This window comes from Botrimarina colliarenosi, from assembly GCF_007859955.1.
In the GTDB taxonomy this organism is placed as follows: Bacteria; Planctomycetota; Planctomycetia; order Pirellulales; family Lacipirellulaceae; genus Botrimarina; species Botrimarina colliarenosi.
The window spans coordinates 1-21,818 of sequence record NZ_SJPR01000009.1 but is presented as its reverse complement, the minus strand read 5'-3'; the positions used below and the strand labels follow the sequence as shown (position 1 = coordinate 21,818).

The window sequence follows — 21,818 nt, the reverse complement described above, 5'->3', positions numbered from 1 at the left end:
GGGGGCAGGACTGACGCAATGGATGGCGCTGAGCGGCAGTTCAGTCTAACTCGCCGTGCGCAGGCGTCCTGCGTACCCGGCGAGCGCGAGAAGCACGAGCGCCACGGCTGGCGGCTCGGGGACGGCGGACCCAGGGATCGCGGACTGAGGCGCCGCGATCGTCTGACCGTAGTGGTCGGCCCAGGTGCCGTAGTCTCCGAGTTCGTACGTATCGCCGAGGCCGTCTCGCCAAACGGTGTAGTCGGCGGCATCGACGACGCCGTCGCTGTTAAAGTCGCCCGGCAAGGTTGGGATGAGGAACTCCTCGAAGACGCTGGCCGCGGAGAGTAAGTCGGCTTTCTCGTCGAACAGGCCGTAGCGGCCTCCCTCCCACACACGGAGGGGCCAAGCGGGGACCGCCTCGGCGAACCACCAAAACACGCCCCCGCCGAGCCCGTTGGGAACGGCTTGCACGGTGTCGACCAGCGCTTCGAGAAACTGCCGCTGGCCCTCTTCGGTGACGGGAAACTCGTAGGTCGGCTCCCACTGGGCGCCACGCGACGCGAATCCCGTCTCGGCGATCACCACCGGTTTGCCGTAGGCGAGTGCCGAGTTGTTCAAGTTTTCGGCGACATCGTCGAGGCCTCCGGCGCCCGTGCTGGGGTCGTAGTGCCACTTGGGGTAGTAGCTGTAGCCGATGACGTCGAAATCGACGTTGCGTTCAATCAGTTCGTCGAAGAAGTAGGAGGTCCTCGCCCACAGATCGGCGCGGTCGTGGTGGACCATGATGAGCGGCTCGTCATCGGGGCCGGCGCCCTCTTTGGCCCCATTGATGCCGGCGGTAAGCAACTCCGCGAATCGGTCGAGCCGCGGCTCGTTCGACCCCGGACCCCACAGGTAGCCGTCGTCCCAGAGCATGCCGTTCGAGACTTCATTGCCGACCTGCACCATCTCGGGAGCGACCCCTTCGGTTTTGAAGGCCGCGAGGACGTCACGGGTGTAATCGTGGACGCGGGCGGTGAGTTGCGATTGGCTCAACGACTCCCACGCCTGCGGCTTGTTTTGCTTGCCGGGGTCGGCCCAGGTGTCGGAGTAGTGCAGGTCCAAGAGCACCTTGCCCCCGGCGGCTTTGACCCGCTTGGCTAAGTCGATCGTGTAGGACAAGTCGTTGACGACGAAATCGTCGGAGCTGTTGGTCGGATCAACGAACAAGCGGAGCCGCTGCCAGCCAACGCCATGGGCGGCAAGGATCTCGATGGCGTCACCCGCGACGCCGTTATGGGTGTAGGTGATTCCCGCGTCCTCGAAAACCGGCAGCCCTGAGATGTCGGCGCCCGCCATGAAGGCCTCGACAGGGCAGGCCGACACCACGAGCCACGCGGCGAGCGCCCAGCCAACGGCTCCGACGCCGCGGTCGGTTTGAGTTGAAGAGTGTAACATCCAGGCCTCGAGACAAGGTCGCAGCTATCGCCGCCGCTGCGTTAACAGAAGGGCGCCGGTTCGACGAGGGAAACGCCGCCCCACCTTAGGGCGACGCATGCAGTTCTATGGCGTACTTGTCGGCCAAGTACTGCGACGTGGCGCGGAGTTGTCCGCTCGGTAACGCCTCGTTGTAGATCAGCATCTCCGCCAAGTCGCCGTGGAAGAACAACTGCATCCAGGCGTGGCGGCCGATGATCTTTCGCGAGGTGATCCCCTGCGGAGCGAACGCCCGTGCCGTGCCGACCAACTCGCCGTTGATCCTCAACTCGCTCTTCTGGGCGCCGTAGTTGTAGGTGTAGGCGACGAGCGTCGGACGCCCAACGCCGATCTCCAAGCCGTCGACGCGGCCCGCTTCGACCGTCGTGGCGCCGACAAATCCGGCGAACACCTGGCTGGTGAGCAGCGTCGGTCGGAAGTCTGCCTCCAGCAGCGGCTCGCCGATTTGCAGCACGCCCGGTTCGAGGGTGTCACTGAGGTAGCGACTCGGCGGTCCGTCGTAGTTGATGATCTGTCCGCCCCAAGTGCGGGCGTCGTCCAAAGCGCTCGCTGTGAATTGACAGACGAAAACAACCGTCTGGTCGTCGGTCGTCTCTAGCGGCGTGGTCAGCAGGAAGTCGGAGTCGCCGTCGAAGCGGACCGCGGGCAACCCGTTAATCGCGTCGATCGCGAGTTGTGGCCGGGCGTCGGGGTCGGGCTGCAGCGCGTCTTCGGCCGCGGAATTGTCGCCATAGAGGAGGTCGGGCCAATTAATGACGCGGCCCTCCGTGTCGGTCACCACCGCACGGTCGGCCGCCAGCCACAGGGCGAGCCGCTGCGAGGCAAGCCCTGCGGGCGCCGTCGTGGCCGAACGCCGCAAGGCCAGGAGCGACTCGAACTGGTCGACGTCCATCGCGATGTCGCCCACGCTGCTGTCGCTGCCGTCGCGGCTGAAGTGCTTCGCCTCGTTTTCCACCACGTGAATCAGACTCTGCGCGCCGGGGAGGCGCGGCTGATTCGGGCTGCAGAGCACTTCGCCCTTGAAAACGTGCAGCTCGGTTTCGCCATGTGGCTCGACATTCACGCCGAACGACGTGCCGAGGTCCACGAGGTCGACACCGGGGCAGAGCACTCCGAAGCCGAAGGCGCGGCGCGGCACGTCGGCCGTCAGGCGTCCCGAGTGGAGGATGGCGACCATGCTGCTCTGCAGCTCGAAGTCGCACGGACCCAGGAGCACGACTTCGGCGCCGCAGTCGAAGGTGACTTTGGCGCGTCCCGAGGCGAGCTGAACCCGTCCGCCGGCGGCGATGAGTTGGCCTTGCTCGAGCGCCGCTTCGGGCGATCGCCAGCTGGCGTCGATCAATTGGGTGAGTGAGGCGACAACGGCGGCCCGCCCTTCGGCGCCGGCAGCCGCGGATTCGTTCGGCTGATTCGCGAACGCCGGCGCCGCGAGAGGATTCACTCGCAGCAGGGTCGGCCTCCACCAGAAGAACAGGGCCAGCCCCGCCACTCCCGCGGCTACGGCCAGCCCGGCCGGCCACATCGCGCGAATCCTTAGGTAGCGTGAGTTGATCCCGGGGCGGGTCTTGGGTCTGGAACGCCGCTGGTTAACTTCGGAAAAGACACCTCTTGGCGGGCCCGGGCGGCCGACGAGCATTTGATCGATCAGGTCGTGCAGCCGGTCTTCGGAAAGAATATCGACGATCTGGCGGTGCATTAGGCACCACTCCGACAGTCGCTCGGCCGCTCCGTCTTCGACGAGGACACGACGTTCCAGCTCGGCGAGTTCGGGCCCGGTGATCGTTCCGTCGACGTAGCGGCTGGCTAGCCGTGCGAGTTCGTTCTCTTGTCTCATTAAGGAGTCTCCGCCCCAGAGAGTCGTTTCTGTACGCACTCCATCAACGACTGCCGCACCCGGTGGAGCATCACGGAGATGGCGGACGATGACGTCTTGAGCCGTTCGGCGACGTCCGAAACCTTGAGGCCATCGCGATACCGCATCTCGATCGCCGTCAAGCGGCGCCCACTGAGCTTCCCGAGGCAGTGCCGGAGCGCGTCGCGCCGTTGCTCGGCGTGGACGTCAACGTGCTCTAGCGCGTCGGCGATCCGCACGAGGGCTTCTTCGCTGAGCACCAACCGGTCGCGCGACTGGGTGCGGTAGTACTTGAGGATACGGAGTCGAGCGATGCCCAGCGACCACGAGACGAACGAACGTTGTTGGTCGAATTCGGAGAATTTTTCAGCGACCACCTGGGCGACTTCCTGAACGAGGTCTTCTGCGTGATGAGCGTCCGCAACGTTGGCGGTGATGAATGCCGAGATCGCCGGGTAAGAGCGCACCCACAGTCGGGCCAACTCGCGCATGGCGCCGGCGCCGTTCGCGTCTTCCCTTTGCGGCGACCGCTCGTTCTCGTGTTGGTCTAGCGTCATCCCATCGCGGTGATTCGCCCGCGCCCGTCGGGGGCGAACGCCCCAGCCAATCAGCACTACGCCGACGATTCTGCCAGACGAGTGGGGAAAGCTATGCCCGTGCCGCGTTTCCTTACGCTGTTTCCCTACTACTCCGTTACCCTTGAGTCGCTGATTCTTATCACAAATTGGCCGAGAAAGGCCCTGCTGACGATCAACACCCTCGAATTTGGCTGAAATTGGCCGTTTCTGGCTAAGACCTGGAGGGCGGGCGGGGAATCTACCTGTAGAGGCGCGACCGCTTCGGACGCGGCGCATTTTCACACGACCTTTTCTCATCGACAGTGGCTGCCTGCTTCGCAGTGCCGGCGCCGACGGGCGACCGAAACTGGCGACCGACAATCAACGGCCGACAGATTCGGGATAATCTCGATCCTCTTCCTGTATTTGCTTCTCACTTCTCACTTCTCGATTCCGGGAGCACGCACCTAATGAATTCTTGTCGACTCGCACTCGCACTCGTCCTCGTGGCGGGAGCCGCCTTTGCGGGGTCGCCGACCCAGGCTGCCGTGTTCTCGATCTCGAATCCGGGAGGCTCGTGGAACACGGTCTACGGCCAGGGATTCTCGCCTGCGATCGGCGCCAGTCCCGACCCCGGGCTGTCAGCGACCGACACCGTCGCCCTAGACGCCTTCACGTTCTACAAGTCGGGCGTTGCGGACAGCGCCAGCGACATCCGCTTAGCGATTCTTTCGTCCTTCTACACCGACTTGTCGGTCGGACTGACGACCGCGTCGCCCGAGGTGATCGGCCTGTCGGATAACACGGTCGCGAGCACCGCAGCGCTGGCGACAGGCGACCCGTACACGTTTGATTTCAGCGGCTTGAGTCTCGACTACGGCGGTAGCTACGGCGCGGTGTTCGTCAATGTGGGGGGCGGCGGCGAATTGACGCCCGTGCTTGTTTCCGCTCTCACGGCCGACTACGTCGAGGACTCGCCTGGCAGCGGCGTGTACCTCCCCAGCCCGAACTACGGCGGGCTCGACCAGTATGACTACACCACGAGCAACTTCATCGATGGCGGCTACTTCGCCGCGTTCGGACGCGCCGGAGACGCCAGCTTCGAGGCCGTCTTCGACACCGTCCCGGAACCCTCGACGTTCGTCCTGGTGGCGATCCTCGGGGCTTCGGCGGTCTGTCGGCGGCTGTCACTTTAGAACCTCTTTCGATTCGTCGTCCCCTTAGGGAGAAGCGACTTCTCATGACTCGTCCTTTGATCGTCGCCTTCCTGGCGGCAACCTTCCTCGGCATGCCGCTGGCTAGCGGCGCCGCCGGCCCGACGTTCGTCACGGATTTCTCAGGTTGGAGCAACTGGAACGTGCTCTATGCCCAGGGATTCTCGCCCTACCTCGACCCGTCACCCGACCCCGGGCTTGAGTTCGGCGAAACGGTGTCGCTCGACCGCTTCCAATTCTTCAAGGCGGGTCTGATCGAGGGAGCCCAGGAAGTCGCTGAACCGTTCCGACTGGCGATCGTCAGCAACTACTTCGTGAACCTCACGGGCCTGACCACCGAAGACCCCGCGATCGTCGGTCTATCGACCAACGCGATCAACGGCTCGGCTTCGACCGCCGTTGGCGACCCGTTCACGTTCAACTTCGATGGTTTGGAGCTCGACTACTTCACGGACTATGCGGCGCTTTACGTTACCGAGTCCGGCGGGTTGCTAACGCCGGCGCTCGTCCCGTCGATGATTGTGGGCTATGTCGAGACGGAGCCGGGCTCGGAGGTCTACGTTCCGGAGGCGGACTACGGCGATCCTGATGGCGAGTACCAGTACGCCGCCAGCAACTTTATCAACGACCTCACGACGGAGAGTTACCTCGCCACCTTCAACGCGCCGTACGCCGACGCGAGCTTCCTCGCCTACTACAACCTGGAGCCGCTCGCTGGCGACTACAACGACGACGGCGTCGTCGATGCCGCCGACTACACCGTTTGGCGTGACCAGTCCGGAGAGAGCGTCGCGCTGCCGAACGAGACCGTCACGGAAGGGATGGTGACCCCCGAGGATTACGACGAATGGGCTCTTCACTATGGCGATGTCTTCACCCTGCCTGTGTCGGTGGCTACGACCGTTCCCGAGCCGGGCAGCTTGTCGGTGTCGGCCGGCATGGTTGTCTTAGGCTTGGTCGTCCGGCGGGTGCGGTGAGAACCGAAGGAATGGAGCGAATGAGGCAAACCGAGAAAAAAACGAACTCCGCCGCCGGATTCACGCTGGTAGAATTGCTGGTCGTGATCGCCATCATCGGCGTGCTCGTCGCGCTGTTGCTGCCGGCGGTGCAGGCGGCCCGGGAGGCCGCGCGGCGCACCCAGTGCGTTAACCAAATCCGTCAGCTAGGCCTGGCGGTGCTCAACTTCGAATCGGCTCGGAAGGTCTTTCCGGGGTCGATGAACGATGGCTCCTTCAGCTACTTGGCGGTGACGCTCCCCTATTACGAAGGGAATGCGATCTTCGACCAGCTTGATCTAACGCGACGGCCGAGCGACGCGGATCTGCCTTTTGAAGTCGAGTTCCTCCGCTGCCCGTCACGGTCCGAGCCCGAGCCGACCGTCATCTTCAACGGGACCAGTGAGGAGGTAATCGAAACGCAAAAGCGATCCCACTACTACGCCGTCAACGGCGCGAAAGACGAAGACGTGTGCCCCGGGACCGACCCCTTCACGATCACCGCCTGCAAGGGCGCCCTGGCCAAGGTGAACCGCTGCTTCCTGCCCGACGCCCGCGGCGGGCACGCCATCAACGGCGTCATGTACCCGCTCAGCGCGGTGCGGAATGGACAAATCGTCGACGGAACGAGCAAGACGTTCCTTGTCGGCGAAGTCTCCTGGCCTTTCTCGCAGGATGTTGGCGTCGGACCTTGGTACCTCGGCTCGGGGTCTTGGAGCGGCGATTACGAGGACGACGCGTACCGCGAGTGGGCGATGTCCGAGGCGGGCGACGGCTTCTGGGTCCACAACTCCGCCCAGATACGCTGGCCGATCCTCGAGCGCTCGAACGAGTCGAATGTCACCGACGACAAGGCCTGCCACAACGATCTGAGTTTTGGCAGCGAACACCCGGGCGGAACTCACTTCGCTCTGGCCGACGGATCGGGGAGGTTCGTCAGCACCGAAGGCGAACTCCAGGTCCTGTACAGTTACGCCTCTCGCAATGACGGCCTCGTCGGCTCCCTCGATTGAGCCGGCTCTCGCCGGACGCCCGCGATCATGTTGCTACTGACCATCGGCTGTTGGCTCATTGCGGGCGCCGTGATCGCGGAACAGGGAACGGCGGCGATCAACGAGGTCGATCAACTCGGCTTCGCAATCGGGGCGGATGTCTCGTTCCTCGCCCACGCGGAATCGCAGGGGGCGGTGTTCAAGGACGGTGGCGTGGCCGCCGCCGGGCTCGAGATCCTCAAGGACCACGGCTACAACTGGGTCCGCCTAAGACTGTTTCACACGCCCGACCACCTGCCGAACGACCTCGCCTACACGATCGAACAAGCGCGCCGGGCGAAGAGCCTCGGCATGAAGGTGCTACTCGACTTCCATTACTCGGACACGTGGGCCGACCCCGGCAAGCAGTTCCTGCCGAAGGCGTGGCGGCATAAGTCGCATGACGAGCTGGTCGCCGCGGTGCGCGAACACACCCGCCTATCGGTCGCCGCGATGCGCGCAGCGGACGCCGGGCCCGATATGGTGCAGATCGGTAACGAGGTCATCGCCGGCATGCTCTGGCCCGATGGCAAGTTGCCCGAGCGATGGCCGCAGTTCGCCGACCTGTTCCGGGCGGGCGTCGCCGGCGTCCACGACGCGGGTGGCGCCGACTCGCCGCTGATCATGATGCACATCGACCGCGGCGGCGACCGCGAGGCAACCGAGCACTTCTTCAAACGCTGTCACGACTACGACATCCGATTCGATGTGATCGGCCAATCCTACTACCCGTGGTGGCACGGCGGGCTGGATGGTCTCCGGACGAACTTGGCGTTCATGGCGGAGACCTTCAAGAAGCCAATCATCGTGGTCGAAGCCGCCTACAACTGGCGTCGAGCAGAGTATCCCGACGGCGACGGCCCTTTCCCAGAGTCACCCGCGGGACAACGGGCTTTTCTAGAGGAAGTCGCCGAGGCGGTCCGCGCCACGCCCGGTGGCTTGGGCCGAGGAGTCTTTTGGTGGGAGCCAGCCGTGCCGAAGGGACCCATCTACAGCCGCGGGATGTTCGACGACGACGGCGACGCCTTGCCGGTCCTCACTGTTTTCGACGCCGATCGAATCGTCGAAGAGAGTCTTCCGTCGAAGAATCCGGTAGCGCGCCGTGTCCAGCCTCCTCTGCCGGCCGACTGCGCCGGTCAGTAGGGCCTTTCAGTAGGGCCTTTCAGTAGGGCCGTCGGAGACATTCTGTCCGGTCGCCGCTGGCAGAGGTCCTCAAGATTCGAGTCGTCGAATCCGTATCGACGTTTCTTTGCGCTGCACTAGACGACCGTCGATCGTACCTAGTTGTCGCCGTTTTTGGGGCGACCAGTTGGTTGTCGTCGCTAGGCGGTGTTGATATGCTCAACTACTTGAATTCAGCAAGACGACGTTGCCGTTTTGCCTGTACTTTTCTCGATCTCTTCCTGACCAACCAAGTGGTCCCGTCGTGCGAACACTCTGCATCGCGGCCCTTATAGGCCTTGGGGGGGCGGCCCACGCCGAGTCCTTCCGCTTCGAGGCAGAGACCGGCGCGATTACGACCGCTAGCGGCACGGGCAACACCCGAGTGGCGTCGTCGGTTCCTGGCTTCTCGGGGACGGGCTATGTAACGGGATTTCCGAATCAGGACGCGGTGGTCGATCGGCTGACGGTCGGAGCGATGCTGCCCAACGGACTCTATGACCTCTACATCGGCTACCGGTCCCCGTATGGCGACAAGGGGTACGAGCTCTCGGTCGGCGGCGAATCGGCTTCGGGCATGTTCGCGGAGTCCTCGTCTTTCGCCGAGGAGTATGGCGGTCTGTTTTACCTGGAGAACTCGCCGATCGATATTCAGATCAGCGAGGGGTGGGGGTACTACGACGTTGATTACTTCGAGTTCCGCTCCGCGCAGGTCCGACAGCCCTTGCCGGTGAACCCGGTGCTGTCGAATCCGGCTGCAACACCGAACAACCGTTACCTGATGACCTACCTGACCGAGCAGTACGGCTCGCAAACGCTCTTCGGCCAACAGCGGGAGTACTACAACCCCAACGCGATTATGACGGCAGGCGTCCTGAGCCACACAGGCGGGATCTTCCCGGCCGTGGTGGGGGGCGACTTGACGGACTACTCGCCGTCGCGGGTCGAGAATGGCGCGAACGCCAACGGCGAGTCAGAGCGGCTCGTCAGTTGGGCGCAGCAGACCGGCGGTGTCGTGAGCCTCATGTGGCACTGGAACGCGCCGAGTGGGCTCATCGACCAGCCGGGGCGCGAGTGGTGGCGCGGCTTCTACACCGACGCAACGACCTTCGACCTCGGCGCGGCGCTAGCGAACCCTTCGTCGAACGAGTACTCGCTGCTGATCCGCGACATCGACGCCATCTCCTCCGAGTTGCAGAAGTTCGAGGCGGCCGACGTCCCGGTGCTCTGGCGCCCGCTGCACGAGGCGCAGGGCAACGACCAGGGCGCCTGGTTCTGGTGGGGCGACAGCGGTCCCGACGCCCTCAAAGAACTATGGGGCATCATGTACGACCGCATGACCAACGTGCACGGCCTCGACAACCTGATCTGGGTCTCCACGATGCAGGTGGACGCGTCGAACTGGCAAGAGTGGTACCCGGGGGACGACGTGGTCGATATTGTCGGCGTCGATGTCTACAGCGACCAGCCCGATAACAACATGAGTTCGCAGTGGCTCGAGCTGCTCGAGGAGTTCGATGGCGAAAAGATGATCGCGTTGTCGGAAACCGGTTCGCTGCCGCCCGAGGAGGTGCTCGAACGCTACGGAGTCGCGTTTAGCTACATGCTCCCCTGGAACGAAGACTTCCTAACGAACGACCAGTCGGCCGCCACGGTGCAAGGCATCGTCGGTGACGACGACGTGATCGATCTCAGCGAACTGCCGGTCACGCCGTGGCGCCAATTCGGCACATCGCTGCCCGGCGACTACGACGGCAGCGGCTCGGTCGATGACAACGATCTTCTTGTCTGGCGAGACCTGTACGGCCTCACCGGCGCGACGCCGGCCGACGGCAACGGGGACGGAATCGTCAACGCCGCTGATTACACGGTGTGGCGCGACAACTACGGGCAGTCGAACGGTGTCGCCGTGCCAGAGCCGGGGGCGTTGGCAATGCTCGTACTTGTGTGCTTTGGCGCGACCGGGCAGCGCAATCGGCGTCGCTAATCAACGGTTGGCGCAGCGGATCTCGACACGGCCGATCTGGATGTTTCCCGACGGCGCCGTGATCGTGACTCGCGATCCGCTAGAGGAGTCGTACCGCGCGGTGACCCGCGTCGGTCGGAGATACCCGTAGTCGCCGGCCGGACGGCGGGGCGAATCGGTTTGATAGTCGCTTGAAGGTTGCGACGTACCGTCGGGGCTTTCCAGATCGATTTCTGGCGCCGTGTCGTCGGCTGAGAACGCAAAGACGATGACGTTCGTGACCATTCCCGGCGCCTCGTAGGTCACGCTTGCGCCAGGAGTGAGGAGAAGTCGATTGCGGTCCTCTTGGACCGCCCGCGGGTTGTCACTCACGAGGGTGGCGTCACCCTGCACGGTCGCTACGAGGTCGAGATTCTTGAACTCGTCAATGACAAGCGACTCACGCTGGGTGACGGGGCCGACCACATTCGATGGCGCCGACTCGCCCGCCGCATTGCCTGCGATGACGCGGTAGTACGAGCTTGAGCCGATCGCCGCGTCGGTGTCGCTCCAGAGCGGTCGATAGGGGATCGCGGCGTCGGAGACGTTCTTGGCGACCGTTTGCCAAGGGCCTTCCTTGGCGGACGCCCGCTGGATCTTGTAGCGACTTGCGCCGGTCGAACCTTGCCACGAGACGGCGGCGGGGTCGTCGATCGGCAGGAGCCGCGGCGCCGACGGCGTCGGCAGCGGCGTGACCGGCTCGCCGAGCATTCGGAACGACGACTCACGAGCCAGCCGCAACAGGTCGCTCTCGTCGTAGCCGTCGCCGGACGGGAAGCCGGGCCAGTGGTACGCCTTGTAGCGGCCCTTCGCCATCGGTTCGGAATGCCAGTAGAACCCCCCCTCGCGGCGGTGCGGCCTCAGGCTCCAGAGCAACACCCCCGCGCAGTGCGAGCCGGCGGCCTTGTCGACAATGGCGGCGATCTCCTCCGTCGGCAGAAAGCCGACTTCGCCGACGAAATAGGGCTTCTTGCCGGCGGTCTGCCGGATCGCCTTGGCGATGGCGGCGGGGACGTCCTCACCACGGTCGGGGTAGTGGTGCGACGTTATCACATCGACGTTCGGATCGTCGAGTGACTCGGAGACCACGCCGTCGAGCGACTTGCCGTCGATCACGAGGTGGTTCGGGTCGAGCGACTTGAGGTACGCGGCGATCTCGCGTGTCCACGCCGGAGTCGGACTGATTTCGTTGCCGGTCTCCCAGCCGAGAATCGTCGGGTCGTCTCGATAGAGGCGTCCCGTGAGCGTGTTGCGGCGGTTCACGACGTAGGCGATCGTCCGCTTGAAGTCGTTGATGACTTGCCGGTTGGTCCAAAACGCCTCGGCGGGCTTGCCACGCCAGGCGGCGTACTGCTCGGCGCCACCCCACCAGTGCCAGTTGTCCACCAGCGGGAGGATTACGCGGACCCCTTTCTCGCCGGCGATCTGTAGTACGCGGTCGAGCGCGACGAACGCCGCTTCATTGAACTCTCCCGGGGCCGTGACGTGGACACAGTCGCCCATGTCGGACGATTCACGCCGCACGCTTAGCACATAGGTCCGCACGACCCGGCCGTTCATTTGCCGGATGGTATCGAGGGCGTCTTCGATTTCGAAAGCGTTGGGCCACCGCCAAGGCGACTCGCCGAGGAACTCGATCGCGTCTTCCACCAGGTGCAAGTTGGGGATATTGAACGACACGAACCGCAGCGGCTGATCCCCTTCGAAGAGCCGGTCGCCCCGTGCCGTGACGAACGGAATCGGGTCCTCGGCGGCGGAAGCGGTTAACGGGGCCATCATGGTCCACGTCGAGGCAAAGAGAAGGAAGGCGTAGGTGAGACGAGTGAACGAACGCATTCGAGCCTTCGGTGTTAGTCGGCCGCACCAACCGCGGGGGTGACGCCCTCGGGGTAGTCTTGCAGCCGGTCGTACCAGTTGAACTTGAGCACCAGGCTCGTTACGGCGATGACGGCCAGGCTAATGATCGTGCTACGCCAGTCTTTGAGCACGATGAAGATGCCGAGAGCGGTTAGCGAGGTCTGCCAAGCGATGCCGACGGCGACATTGACCGCGTCGCGTGGGAAGTCGCGATTCGCCTGCAAGTCGGGGTGCTCGGCGAGCAACTGGTCTCGGACCGGTCCCCACCAGCCCCACGGCCGCACCTTGCGATAGAACTCACGCAGCACCTGGGGGTCGTCGGGTTCGGTCAATAGGCTGCCGGCGACACACCCGATGAGCGAGACGACCAGCGTGACGGGAAACAACGCGAGGTTCGTCTCAAAGCCTCCGAGCCGGGGGTAGTTCTCGACAACCACAGCGATCGCCATCGCCGAGCCGATGCCGCCGGTCATGCCCCAGAAGTAGCCCCAACCGTTGAACCGCCACCAATGCCACTTCAGCAGGTTGGCCGCGACGTAGCCGCCATACAACGCGCCGACAATCCAGTTGACGACGTTCTTGAGGTCGTTGATGACGAAGCCAAACGCCGTCCCCGCGAGGACGACGATCACCGACGTCGCGTAGCTCATCCGGACATAAGTATTGTCGCTGGCGTCGGGGTTGAAATAGCGCTTATAGATGTCATTGACGACGTAGGCGGGGGCGGCGTTGACGGTCGCCGCGTAGGTCGACATGAACGCCGCCAAGAGCGCCGCGACCAAAAGCCCAAAGAGTCCGACGGGGATGAACTCGCGCATCGCGAAGGGAAGAATCAGCTCGAAGTCGATTTGGTCCCCCATGCCGTTGAGCTTGTCGGAGAAGAAGGCGAGGGCGAGGACCGTCAGGCCGGTGATGAGCATGTAACGCGGCACCAGCAGCACGAGGCTCACGAAGCCGCTCATCAGGGCCGCTTCTTTCGGCGTGCGGGCGGAGAGCACGCGCTGCATATCGTAGTTGGGCGCCGGGCCGGCCATGCTGGCGAGCACCCCCTTGAACAGACAGAGGCCCACGAAGAGCGAGAAAAGCTCCCAGCCGTCGCCGGTGATCTTCTGGTTGGCGGCCTCCATCACGCCCGACCAGTCGAGGTCCAGCCGCCACCCGAACCACAAGTCGCGCCAGCCGTCGGGCGTCGCGGCGTCGACCATCTCGGGCGAGACCTGCTGCATCGCGATGACGCCAACGCCGATGCACGCGGCGGTCATGATGACGAACTGCAGAACCTCGGTGAACACGACGCTGAACATGCCCCCCTTCACGACGTAGAGCGTCGTCAGGGCCGTGATCGCCAAGCCCCACAGGTTGGCGTTGGTTGCCGGGTCGGTGGCGAGTTGGAGCGGAATGAACGTCGAAGCGAACTTCCCAATCCCGATAAACCCGTAGGCCAGGAACCCAACGACGTTGATCAAGGCGAAGAGAACCACGACCAAGTGGGCCAGCTGGGCGCCGCGTCCGTCGCCAAAACGAAATCGGATCCAGTCGGCGCCGGTCAGCACCTCCGATCGGCGTAACCAGACCGATAAATAGACCATCATCACGATCTGGTTGAACACCGGCCAAAGCCAGGGAATCCAGACGCTCTTCATCCCGTAGACGAACAGCCAATAGACCATCAGCATCGTGCCGCTGATGTCGAACATGCCCGAGGCGTTGGAGAGCCCCAAGAAGTACCAGGGGATCGCGTTGCCGCCGAGGAAGTAGCTGCGGAGGTTCTTCGACGCCTTCTTCGAGATCCAGAACCCAATAGCGACCGTTGCGGCCACGTAGGCGGCGATGATCGCTAGGTCGAGCGGGTGGGCGCCGTTCATGCGATTCCGTGCAGCGGCAAGGGCAGGGGGGCGGCGCAGCCGCCAACGGGACGCCGAGGTCGTCTCGGCGCCGGTCCGCAATGGCTTTAATCGGCTCGGCTAAAAGACCGCCGAGTTCGCCTTAGTGAATTCGATGAGTTCGTTGAGGTTCGTATAAGCGAGCGCGGTACAGGTGTCGGCGGCGCCGTAGTAAATCGCGAGGCGGCCCGTCGGCTGATCATGGAGCGCGGCGACGGGGAACACCACATTCGGCACGTGGCCCGACACCTCGTAGGGCGCCTCGGGAGTCAGCACGTGCTGGTTGGTGCGGTAGAGGACCCGCCACGGCTCGTCGAGGTCGAGGATCGCGACCCCCATGCTGTAGACGAAGCCGTTACAGGTGTCGATGACGCCGTGGTAGATCATGACCCACCCTTCGGGCGTCTCGATCGGCACCGGGCCGGCGCCGATCTTGGTGCGTTGCCACCACTGGCCGACTTGGTCGCCCCCCTTGCCCATGACGAAGCGGTGCCGGCCCCAGTGCACAAGGTTCGGGCTCTCACTCAGGTAGATGTCGCCGAACGGCGTGTGCCCATTATCGCTCGGACGGCTGAGCATGTAGTAGTTGCCGTTGATCTTCCGCGGGAAGAGCACGCCATTGCGATTGAACGGCAGGAAGGCGTTCTCGAGTCGCTCGAAGGTCCGGAAGTCTTTGGTGCGCGCGAGGCTGATCGTCGGCCCGTTGTGGCCGCCGCACCATTGGACGATGTACTCGCCGTCGATCGCGGTGACACGGGGGTCGTACGCGTAATGGCTGGGGGCGTCGGTCCAGTTGGAGAACACAACCGGTTCGGGCTCGATCTGCCAATCGAGAGCGTCCTCGCTCCAGCCGACATGCAAGCGGGGGAAGCGGTCGGTTTTCTCAAGACGGAAGACGGCGGCGAAGCCGTCGCCGAAAGGCGTCACGGCGCTGTTGTAGATCCCTTGCACGCCTGGCATCGGCGCCCGGGGAATCACGGGGTTCTCGCGGTGACGCCAGACTAGGGCCTTGCTGCCCGCCGGCCGATCTTGCCAGGGGATGGCCGGTCCTACCGAGCCATTCGTCGAGCCGCCCGAGACGGTTCGTGTACCGAGTGCTTCTGCCACCGTCGCTGCCTCGTTTACGTGGAGAAGACGGGAGGAGCCCGCCGATCCAATGCTTGCCGCGGTTGTCACCGGCGGTAGAAGAGGGGGTCTGCCGTGGAGAGGGCGTCGCCCAGCGCTAGGCGCCGTAGCGACTCTCCACTTCCGGTGAGCGTAACCAACGCGAGCGACCTGCTCAAGTAGTTTATCAGCGGGTCTTGGGTTCCTCTCAAGCCGACCGATCTCCTGGCGGCTTTCCGAGCAGACAGCTAGAGTAAGCCGAATGTCAAAGCGAGTTCCCCGTCTCAAAGATGTCGCCGAAGCGGCGAATGTCTCGATTAGCGCCGCCTCTCGCATCCTGCGCGGGGAAGAATCGCGTTTCGGCGAAGAGACCTGCCAACGGGTCCTCGAAGCGTCGCGGCGACTCGGCTGGCGGCCCAATCTGCTGGTCAACGGTATTCAGACCGGTCGGACCCGCACGGTGGGAGTGATGATCCCGCCCTACGACTCGTTCTGGATCGCCGTCCTTTCGGGGATTCACGCCCGGTTCGCGGAGGCGGACTTCTTGCCGATCACGGTCTGGATCGGCGACCTGGAGCACATGCCCCAGTTCGAGGCCGACGAGAAACGGGGCCTCGAGTTGATCAACCGGCTGCTCGACCGGCGTGTTGACGCCTTCGTTCTGTGGCCCCCCATTGGCATGGCTTACCGCGAGCACCTGCCGGAGTTTCGCGACCGCGCCGTCCCGATCGTCACGATCGATCACCACCCGGATCAACCGCTCTGGGACACCGTCGCAACGAACGAGCAGTCGGCGACAGCGATGGTCGCGAAGCACCTCCTCGACCTCGGGCACCGGCGGATTGCCGTTATCAGCACCCGCGAGACCCCCGCGCAAACATGGGCGCTCGAGCGACGTAAGTCATTCGAAGCGGCGATCGAGCGGGGGTGTCCCGAGGCCGAATTGCGTGTCTGGCGCCTGAACGCCGAGGGGAACAACGGCGCCGAGGTCGCCACCCAACTCCTCCGCAGTCGCCTCCGGCCAACCGCGGTCTTCGCCGCCACCGACCACGAAGCCGCGTACGTCTACCAAGCGGCTTCTAAACTGGGGGTACGCATCCCCGAAGACCTATCCGTCGTCGGTTTCGCCGACCTCGACTTCGCCGCCACCATGTCGCCACCGCTGACAACCGTGCGACAGCGTGCGCGAGAGATCGGCGATCAAGCGGCGTCTTTGGTTTTGCGCCGGTTGTCCTCCGACGGAGACGCCGGAGCGGGCCCCTTCTCAAACGTCCGTGTCGACGGGGACCTGATCCTCCGCGACTCGACCGGTCCCGCCGCCGCGGATGCCGTGGAATAGCCCCCGCCTTCCCGGTCGCCAAAAAATCAGATGATTCCATTGGACAAAGGGTTGAAGCGATATTAGCTTCATGTTCAAGTAGTTTAACAGCCCGCGGACGAGGTCCGTGGCATTCCTTTTCAAGTCGCTTTTCAAGTTAGGCCCGCAAGTGCGGCAGTAGCGTGGGCCCCGCCGAGACGCGCGGGTAGTTCGTGCGGAGTGCTGTTGTCACGAGGGCGAACCTTCTTCCCTTATCTGTTGGAGAAGTACCAGTGAGTCTGCATCGATTGAAGTTCGTAGCGGTTGTCAGCATGGCGGCGGCGGCAAGTCTTGCGTCGGCCCAGTCGCCGGGCGTGCTCTACACGTGGGATCACTCCTTCGGCTCGGCGCTCGGAGACAGCGTCGAAGGCTGGTCGTACGGCTTTGGCGCCGGCGCCACCACGCTTAGCAATGCGACCGACGGCGTCCTGACCGTCACCGAGTCGGTTGCTGGCAGTGACTGGGCCATCAGTGATGGCTTCAATGTCGCTAAGGAATCGGCCGCGAATGCGTCGGGCGGCTTCTTCGACGCCGGCGGCACAGACCTCTTGGGTCTCACCGAGTTTGAACTCGACATCTCCCACAACGGCGCGAACAGCATCAGCGGCCAGCTCTTCTTCCAGCCGGACGACGGGTCGGGCTGTTGCGGCTTCTTTACGAGCAGCTCGTTTACCGTTGATCCCGGCGGCATGAGCACGGTCTCGGTCAGCTTCGCCGGCTCGGGCATCTCGGCCGACCAGTTGGAGTTCGTCCGGGCGATCGGCGTGCAGATCTTCGGCAGCGGCGAGGCCTCACCGTTGACATGGGAACTCGGCGAGTTGCGTTCGGTTGGTCCAGGCTTGTCCCAACGCGTCATCGCCGATTACTCCTTGTCGCCCGCGAATCTTGAGAACGCCGTCGTGAAGTTCGACGAGCTCGGAATCAGCGGCGGCGCCGCCGATAGCCAAGCCGGCCTGAGCCTGCTCAGTGGCGCCCTCCGCTGGGTCGACCTCGGCGGCACGGGGGACCCCGGTGACGAGTCGGGTGGCGCGGTCGCGTGGGGCAACGGCAACGCCCTTGCGGTCGACTTCTCGTCCCGCCCGTTGGATATCTCAAACTACGATTTCGCCGAAGTCACCATGAAGGCGACTGCCGGAGCCGGCGGCGCCAGCGAGGTGGGCGTGCAGTTCTTCGCCCAGTACGCCGACCGAGCCGACAGCAACGCCTTCAACTATGGCGGGACGAGCCAGACGCTAACGGCCGACGGCGCGTACCACACGCTCTCGTTCCCGTTGGCGGCGCTCGGTGCGGGCGGCGACCTCGACCTGACGCAATGGATTGGCCTGAACCTCGACCCGCACGCGGGCGGAGCCCTTCAGATCCAGGTCCAGAGCGTTGTCCTGACAACGATTCCCGAGCCCGGCTCCGCCGCGCTCGTGCTGATCGTCGGCTTGGCGGCTTCCGCCGTCCGTCGGCGTTAAAGCAACTTATCGGCGTTAAAGCAACTTCGCAGTGTAGACGATCTGACCGGCGCCTCGGCGCCCACATGGGCGCCGGCGTGCCGGCCGGAGAGAAGGACAGTCGGCTGCCGTTACCGGGGTGGGGCGGCGTCGATTGCCTTGCTCCTCCTTCGGGAGATTGGAACGACTTATCTGCCGCATTCGCGGCTTTCCGGAGCAGCTCAGCCCCTAGAAGGCGACGACCATGACCCGCAAGACGCAGCCCCTCCTGGCCTTGATCGTCAGCGCCGCGCTGGCCGCACCAGCGGCGGCCCAGACGATCTTCAGCCCCAGCCAGGCCGACTTCCTTAACCTGGCTTTCGCCGACTTTATCGACAATCCCGACCCCGATATGGCGGCGCTCCAAGCTCTGACCGCTACGGGATCGGACGCCGCCACGCTGACTTTCAAAACGGACTACGACATCAACGACGACCTCTTCCGCGTCGCGGTCGAGGCGCCGGTGACGGCCGACCTCACGGGCCTCAACGCGTTCTCGTTAACCCTCAGCAACCCGGTGATCGCTCCGGAAGGATTGCCAAACATCAGCGCTCAGGTGTTTGTCCGTTCCGCGGGGGGCTCGATCTTTACCGGCAACGGCCAGGCGCTGACGCTCGGTGCGAGTCCCGTCACCTTCTCGATCACTCCGATGCAGATCACGTCGCTTGGCGGTGACCCGTCTGACATCACGTCGTTCGGCATCGAGTTCTTCGGCGGGGACGAGTTCCTCGGCGGCTACGACGGCGCTATGGCGACCGTCAGCACGTCGCCGGAGCCGCCGACGCTTCTGGACACCCTTCTTTTCTCTTGGGAGAACGGCGCGGACCTGCAGGGTTGGGACGCGCCGCCGATCGTGGCGGGCGCCCACGACGTGGTGGTCCGCCAGGGATCGGTCGGAAGTCCGGCCATCGGCGCGACGGACGGCGTCAACGCCCTCCAGATCACGCGTCACCCCACCGCCAACAGCTTTGAATGGGGCACCGCTTTCTCACTCGACGCCTTCGCGAACAGCACCCCGCCGATCGGTGACTACAGCAACAACGGGTCGGTCGACGCCGCCGACTACACCGTCTGGCGAGACAACCAGGGGATGTCGTTCGCGCTGCCCAACCGCGACCCCGGCGCCACGGGCGATGTCGGCGCCGCCGACTACACAGCGTGGTCGGACAACTACGGCGCCGTTGGCGGAGGTCCCGATCCCGTCGTCCAGGCTCGGATCGACGAACTCGTCACCGCCCTGAACAACCCCGACGCCTACGCGATCGCGTTCGATGTCACGGTCGAAGACCAGTTCCCGAATGACAATCCCGGCTACCTGATTTTGCACATGGCGATCGCGGCCGATGGCGGTCCGAGCAACACGGGCGATCCCTTCTTCCAGAACAACGCTGGCGCAATCCCGTTCGCCAGTATCGGGTCGGGTGAACCCACAACCGTCGAGTTGCAGTTGTCGCAATTTGTTGATGTCGGAGGGAGCGATACCAACGGCATGTCGATCACAGACGTCGGCCTCTACGAGGACACCGGCTATCTGACATTCCACTTGGCGAGCAACATGAGTGTCCTCTCGGAAGACGTCGTCTTCACGATCGACAATTTCCGTGTGCGGTCGATCGTAGCCGAAGCCGCCATCGCAGCGGTTCCTGAGCCGACGGCGGCGGTCCTGATTGCCTTTGCAGTCACCTCGATCGCGATGCGGTCGCGTGTTGATCGCTAATTGCTAGCGGGGAAGTTTCTTCCATTGGAACAGCGGCGACGCGAATCCAATGCTTAAGTCATGTGATGTCTACAAGAAGCGATCGCGTTGTGGCTAAGAGCCGCGTTAAGAAAGTAGCCATCGGTTTCCGGGTTATTTCATGTTCGAGAAGCGGTTTACAACAGCGGTGTCTCGGAGGACTAGAGGTATGTGTCAGTTGACTCGGCGCCGCTCGCTCGGGGCGTTCACGCTGGTCGAGCTCCTGGTGGTGATCGCGATCATCGGTATCTTGGTCGCGTTGCTGCTGCCCGCGGTGCAAGCCGCGCGGGAGTCGGCCCGTCGCACGCAGTGCGTCAATAATCTCAAGAACTTGGCGATCGGGCTGCACAACTACCACGACACGAACGGGGAGTTCCCCCCGCTGGTGAAGACCGAGTCCCCGACGGTCGGTGTCGACACCCGTCTGGCTCCCAACTGGGCGATCCTGACGCTCCCCTTTCTGGAGGAACAGAATCTCTTCGACCGCTTTGATCTCGACGTGCCTAACGCACGGATTAGCGACGGCGCCGGACCAGACGAAGCGGGCGACTGGAGCGAGCGGGGCGCCGAGTTGGCGGTCATGCTCTGTCCAAGTGACCTGGGCGCCGGCAACCCCTTTACGGGATCGGTCACACGGCAGGGGAGTGGTGGCATCGTTAGCGGCAGCACCGACGGCAACTGGGCGCGGGGCAACTACGGCCTCAATGGCATCCAGTTCTGGCCCGACAGCTGGAAGGACACCGACACCGAGGGTCGCCCCTATGCGGACGACTGGAATGTCGGCGTTAGTTCCATCAACAAAGGCCTGCGGATAGGGCAAATCACTGACGGCACCTCAAAGACGCTAATGGTCGCCGAACTACGGGTCGGCCTCGTGCCCGAAGATCGTCGCGGCGTTTGGGCGATGGGCATGTGTGGCTCGAGCTGGCACTGCCGTCACGCCACCAACGGATCAACGACGATTAACGACTGCGTCAACGACGACGACATCTTGATGGATGGGACGGTGCTTAGCCAAAACAAGCCGGCGTTCGCAACCGAATGCATGTCGATCGGCTACAACCAGCGGAGCGGCCAGTCGATCGTTCGCAGCCTCCACCCGGGTGGCGTCAATGCAGCCCTCGCTGACGCGAGCGTGCGTTTCGTCTCCGACTTCATCGAATCGGGGGTCCAGCCCTTCCAGGGCTCGGCTGCCAGTAAAATCGGCGGCATCGCGACCGATGGCAGCACGTCTCCCGAGCTCTTCGCCACCTGGCAACGCCTCTGCGTCGCGAGAGACGGCTATGTGATGTCGCTTGAATAGTGGACGCTTCGCTGCTCGGCATACACCAACTCTGACGCTGATGGAGATCAACGTGCGGAATCCTCGACGTGGTTTGACCGCCTCGGCTGCCTTGGCTCTGCTATTTAGTGCGTCTCTAGGCTGCAACAACGGCAGCCCGTTCGCCTATGTCGCCGCGAGCGGCAGCGTCCACTTCGAAGACGGCGAACCGCTTACCGTCGGCAAGGTGATCTTCAAGCCGATGGCGGAGGCGAAAGGGACCGCCCACCCCCGCGCCGGCGGCGCCGACCTCAATAGCGAAGGCCGGTTCGATTCGGTCACCAGCTACAAGCCGGGCGACGGCCTTGTACCGGGCAAGCACAAGGTGGCGATCATGTTCGCCGTCGACGACAAGGGCAACTCGCTCGTCGACACCGACTACACGAACATCGCGACAACGCCGCTGATGGTCGACACGGCCGAGACGCCCTTCAAAATCGTCGTGCCGCGGCCGGCAAAGTAAGTTCTTGCTCGCCCGTGAGTAGGGACGATTTGTCGATTCTCCGCGTGCTACAACGCACGCGACAATCCGCCACGGTTGCCTACCCCTTGCCGAGGTCGTGTTGACATTCCCGTGTCGACTCAGTCGTCCGATTTCCCTCCCCACGCGGGGGAGGGGGATTCAGCTACCCGGTTGCCATAGAGATCTGTCGCCAGAGGAATCTCAACAAGACCGTGTGTCGTGGTAGTGTCCGTCAAGTTGCGCACATAGTTTTCCGGCGTGCCCCGGCTTGGTAGGGGAGCGGCCCGCAGACCCCCTCACAGGGTCTGCGCGGCCGCCTGCATCAGCTCACTCTCCTGGGTTCCGTT

General features: G+C 63.9%; 16 protein-coding genes. 10 read left to right on the top strand and 6 right to left on the bottom strand.

Going from position 1 to position 21,818, the window contains the following annotated elements; genetic code table 11:
• Window positions 1–45: 45 nt before the first annotated feature.
• The 3 genes from Pla108_RS19565 to Pla108_RS21110 all read right to left on the bottom strand — a co-directional run bounded on the left by Pla108_RS19565 (window position 46) and on the right by Pla108_RS21110 (window position 3,867).
• Window positions 46–1,419, bottom strand: coding sequence for a glycoside hydrolase family 53 protein (locus tag Pla108_RS19565; protein WP_146446674.1), 1,374 nt, complete (start codon window positions 1,417–1,419; stop codon window positions 46–48).
• Window positions 1,420–1,504: 85 nt separating this feature from the next.
• Window positions 1,505–3,292, bottom strand: a complete 1,788-nt coding sequence (locus Pla108_RS19560) for a LamG-like jellyroll fold domain-containing protein (RefSeq protein ID WP_146446673.1) — start codon at window positions 3,290–3,292, stop codon at window positions 1,505–1,507.
• Window positions 3,292–3,867 (bottom strand): sigma-70 family RNA polymerase sigma factor, encoded by a 576-nt coding sequence (locus Pla108_RS21110; protein WP_197526730.1) that lies wholly within the window; start codon window positions 3,865–3,867, stop codon window positions 3,292–3,294. The genes Pla108_RS19560 and Pla108_RS21110 overlap by 1 nt, the downstream gene beginning before the upstream one ends.
• Before the next feature lie 470 nt (window positions 3,868–4,337).
• Between Pla108_RS21110 and Pla108_RS19550 the strand changes: the two genes are divergently transcribed.
• From Pla108_RS19550 to Pla108_RS19535, 5 genes are all read left to right on the top strand, one after another.
• A complete protein-coding gene (locus Pla108_RS19550) occupies window positions 4,338–5,063 on the top strand; it encodes a hypothetical protein (RefSeq protein WP_146446671.1) in 726 nt (241 codons plus the stop codon).
• 44 nt (window positions 5,064–5,107) lie between these two features.
• Window positions 5,108–6,058 carry a hypothetical protein gene (locus Pla108_RS21105; protein ID WP_197526729.1) on the top strand — a complete coding sequence of 317 codons (951 nt, stop codon included), beginning with the start codon at window positions 5,108–5,110 and terminating at the stop codon, window positions 6,056–6,058.
• A gap of 20 nt (window positions 6,059–6,078) precedes the next feature.
• The gene (locus Pla108_RS19545) at window positions 6,079–7,089 is read left to right on the top strand and encodes a DUF1559 domain-containing protein (RefSeq protein ID WP_197526728.1); all 1,011 of its coding nucleotides are present in this window, start codon (window positions 6,079–6,081) and stop codon (window positions 7,087–7,089) included.
• Between the two features lie 27 nt (window positions 7,090–7,116).
• Window positions 7,117–8,250: a glycoside hydrolase family 53 protein gene (locus Pla108_RS19540; RefSeq protein ID WP_146446669.1), complete on the top strand. Its 1,134-nt coding sequence runs from the start codon at window positions 7,117–7,119 to the stop codon at window positions 8,248–8,250.
• Between the two features lie 283 nt (window positions 8,251–8,533).
• Window positions 8,534–10,255 (top strand): glycosyl hydrolase, encoded by a 1,722-nt coding sequence (locus Pla108_RS19535; RefSeq protein WP_197526727.1) that lies wholly within the window; start codon window positions 8,534–8,536, stop codon window positions 10,253–10,255.
• On the opposite strand, the gene Pla108_RS19530 is transcribed toward Pla108_RS19535, so the two are convergent.
• From Pla108_RS19530 to Pla108_RS19520, 3 genes are all read right to left on the bottom strand, one after another.
• Window positions 10,256–12,109: a cellulase family glycosylhydrolase gene (locus tag Pla108_RS19530; protein WP_146446667.1), complete on the bottom strand. Its 1,854-nt coding sequence runs from the start codon at window positions 12,107–12,109 to the stop codon at window positions 10,256–10,258.
• 14 nt (window positions 12,110–12,123) lie between these two features.
• Window positions 12,124–13,995: a sodium:solute symporter family protein gene (locus Pla108_RS19525; RefSeq protein WP_146446666.1), complete on the bottom strand. Its 1,872-nt coding sequence runs from the start codon at window positions 13,993–13,995 to the stop codon at window positions 12,124–12,126.
• Window positions 13,996–14,094: 99 nt separating this feature from the next.
• On the bottom strand, window positions 14,095–15,120 hold the full coding sequence (locus tag Pla108_RS19520; RefSeq protein WP_231934562.1) for a glycoside hydrolase family 130 protein: 1,026 nt from the start codon (window positions 15,118–15,120) through the stop codon (window positions 14,095–14,097).
• 259 nt (window positions 15,121–15,379) lie between these two features.
• Here Pla108_RS19520 and Pla108_RS19515 point away from each other — a divergent pair, with 259 nt between their 5' ends.
• From Pla108_RS19515 to Pla108_RS19495, 5 genes are all read left to right on the top strand, one after another.
• Complete coding sequence (locus tag Pla108_RS19515) at window positions 15,380–16,456, top strand: LacI family DNA-binding transcriptional regulator (protein ID WP_146446664.1); 1,077 nt, start codon at window positions 15,380–15,382, stop codon at window positions 16,454–16,456.
• A 251-nt stretch (window positions 16,457–16,707) separates the two neighbouring features.
• A complete protein-coding gene (locus Pla108_RS19510; protein ID WP_146446663.1) occupies window positions 16,708–17,934 on the top strand; it encodes a PEP-CTERM sorting domain-containing protein in 1,227 nt (408 codons plus the stop codon).
• 223 nt (window positions 17,935–18,157) lie between these two features.
• Window positions 18,158–19,669 (top strand): hypothetical protein, encoded by a 1,512-nt coding sequence (locus tag Pla108_RS19505; RefSeq protein ID WP_146446662.1) that lies wholly within the window; start codon window positions 18,158–18,160, stop codon window positions 19,667–19,669.
• A 187-nt stretch (window positions 19,670–19,856) separates the two neighbouring features.
• The gene (locus Pla108_RS19500; protein WP_197526743.1) at window positions 19,857–20,990 is read left to right on the top strand and encodes a DUF1559 domain-containing protein; all 1,134 of its coding nucleotides are present in this window, start codon (window positions 19,857–19,859) and stop codon (window positions 20,988–20,990) included.
• A 52-nt stretch (window positions 20,991–21,042) separates the two neighbouring features.
• Complete coding sequence (locus Pla108_RS19495; protein ID WP_197526726.1) at window positions 21,043–21,471, top strand: hypothetical protein; 429 nt, start codon at window positions 21,043–21,045, stop codon at window positions 21,469–21,471.
• Window positions 21,472–21,818 lie beyond the last annotated feature (347 nt).

Coding starts and splice junctions, on each gene's coding strand:
- Pla108_RS19550 (WP_146446671.1), top strand. CDS start 4,338: ATGAATTCTTGTCGACTCGCACTCGCACTCGTCCTCGTGGCGGGAGCC.
- Pla108_RS19530 (WP_146446667.1), bottom strand. CDS start 12,109: ATGCGTTCGTTCACTCGTCTCACCTACGCCTTCCTTCTCTTTGCCTCG.
- Pla108_RS19540 (WP_146446669.1), top strand. CDS start 7,117: ATGTTGCTACTGACCATCGGCTGTTGGCTCATTGCGGGCGCCGTGATC.
- Pla108_RS19565 (WP_146446674.1), bottom strand. CDS start 1,419: ATGTTACACTCTTCAACTCAAACCGACCGCGGCGTCGGAGCCGTTGGC.
- Pla108_RS19515 (WP_146446664.1), top strand. CDS start 15,380: ATGTCAAAGCGAGTTCCCCGTCTCAAAGATGTCGCCGAAGCGGCGAAT.
- Pla108_RS21105 (WP_197526729.1), top strand. CDS start 5,108: ATGACTCGTCCTTTGATCGTCGCCTTCCTGGCGGCAACCTTCCTCGGC.
- Pla108_RS19525 (WP_146446666.1), bottom strand. CDS start 13,995: ATGAACGGCGCCCACCCGCTCGACCTAGCGATCATCGCCGCCTACGTG.
- Pla108_RS19560 (WP_146446673.1), bottom strand. CDS start 3,292: ATGAGACAAGAGAACGAACTCGCACGGCTAGCCAGCCGCTACGTCGAC.
- Pla108_RS19500 (WP_197526743.1), top strand. CDS start 19,857: ATGTGTCAGTTGACTCGGCGCCGCTCGCTCGGGGCGTTCACGCTGGTC.
- Pla108_RS21110 (WP_197526730.1), bottom strand. CDS start 3,867: ATGACGCTAGACCAACACGAGAACGAGCGGTCGCCGCAAAGGGAAGAC.
- Pla108_RS19545 (WP_197526728.1), top strand. CDS start 6,079: ATGAGGCAAACCGAGAAAAAAACGAACTCCGCCGCCGGATTCACGCTG.
- Pla108_RS19505 (WP_146446662.1), top strand. CDS start 18,158: ATGACCCGCAAGACGCAGCCCCTCCTGGCCTTGATCGTCAGCGCCGCG.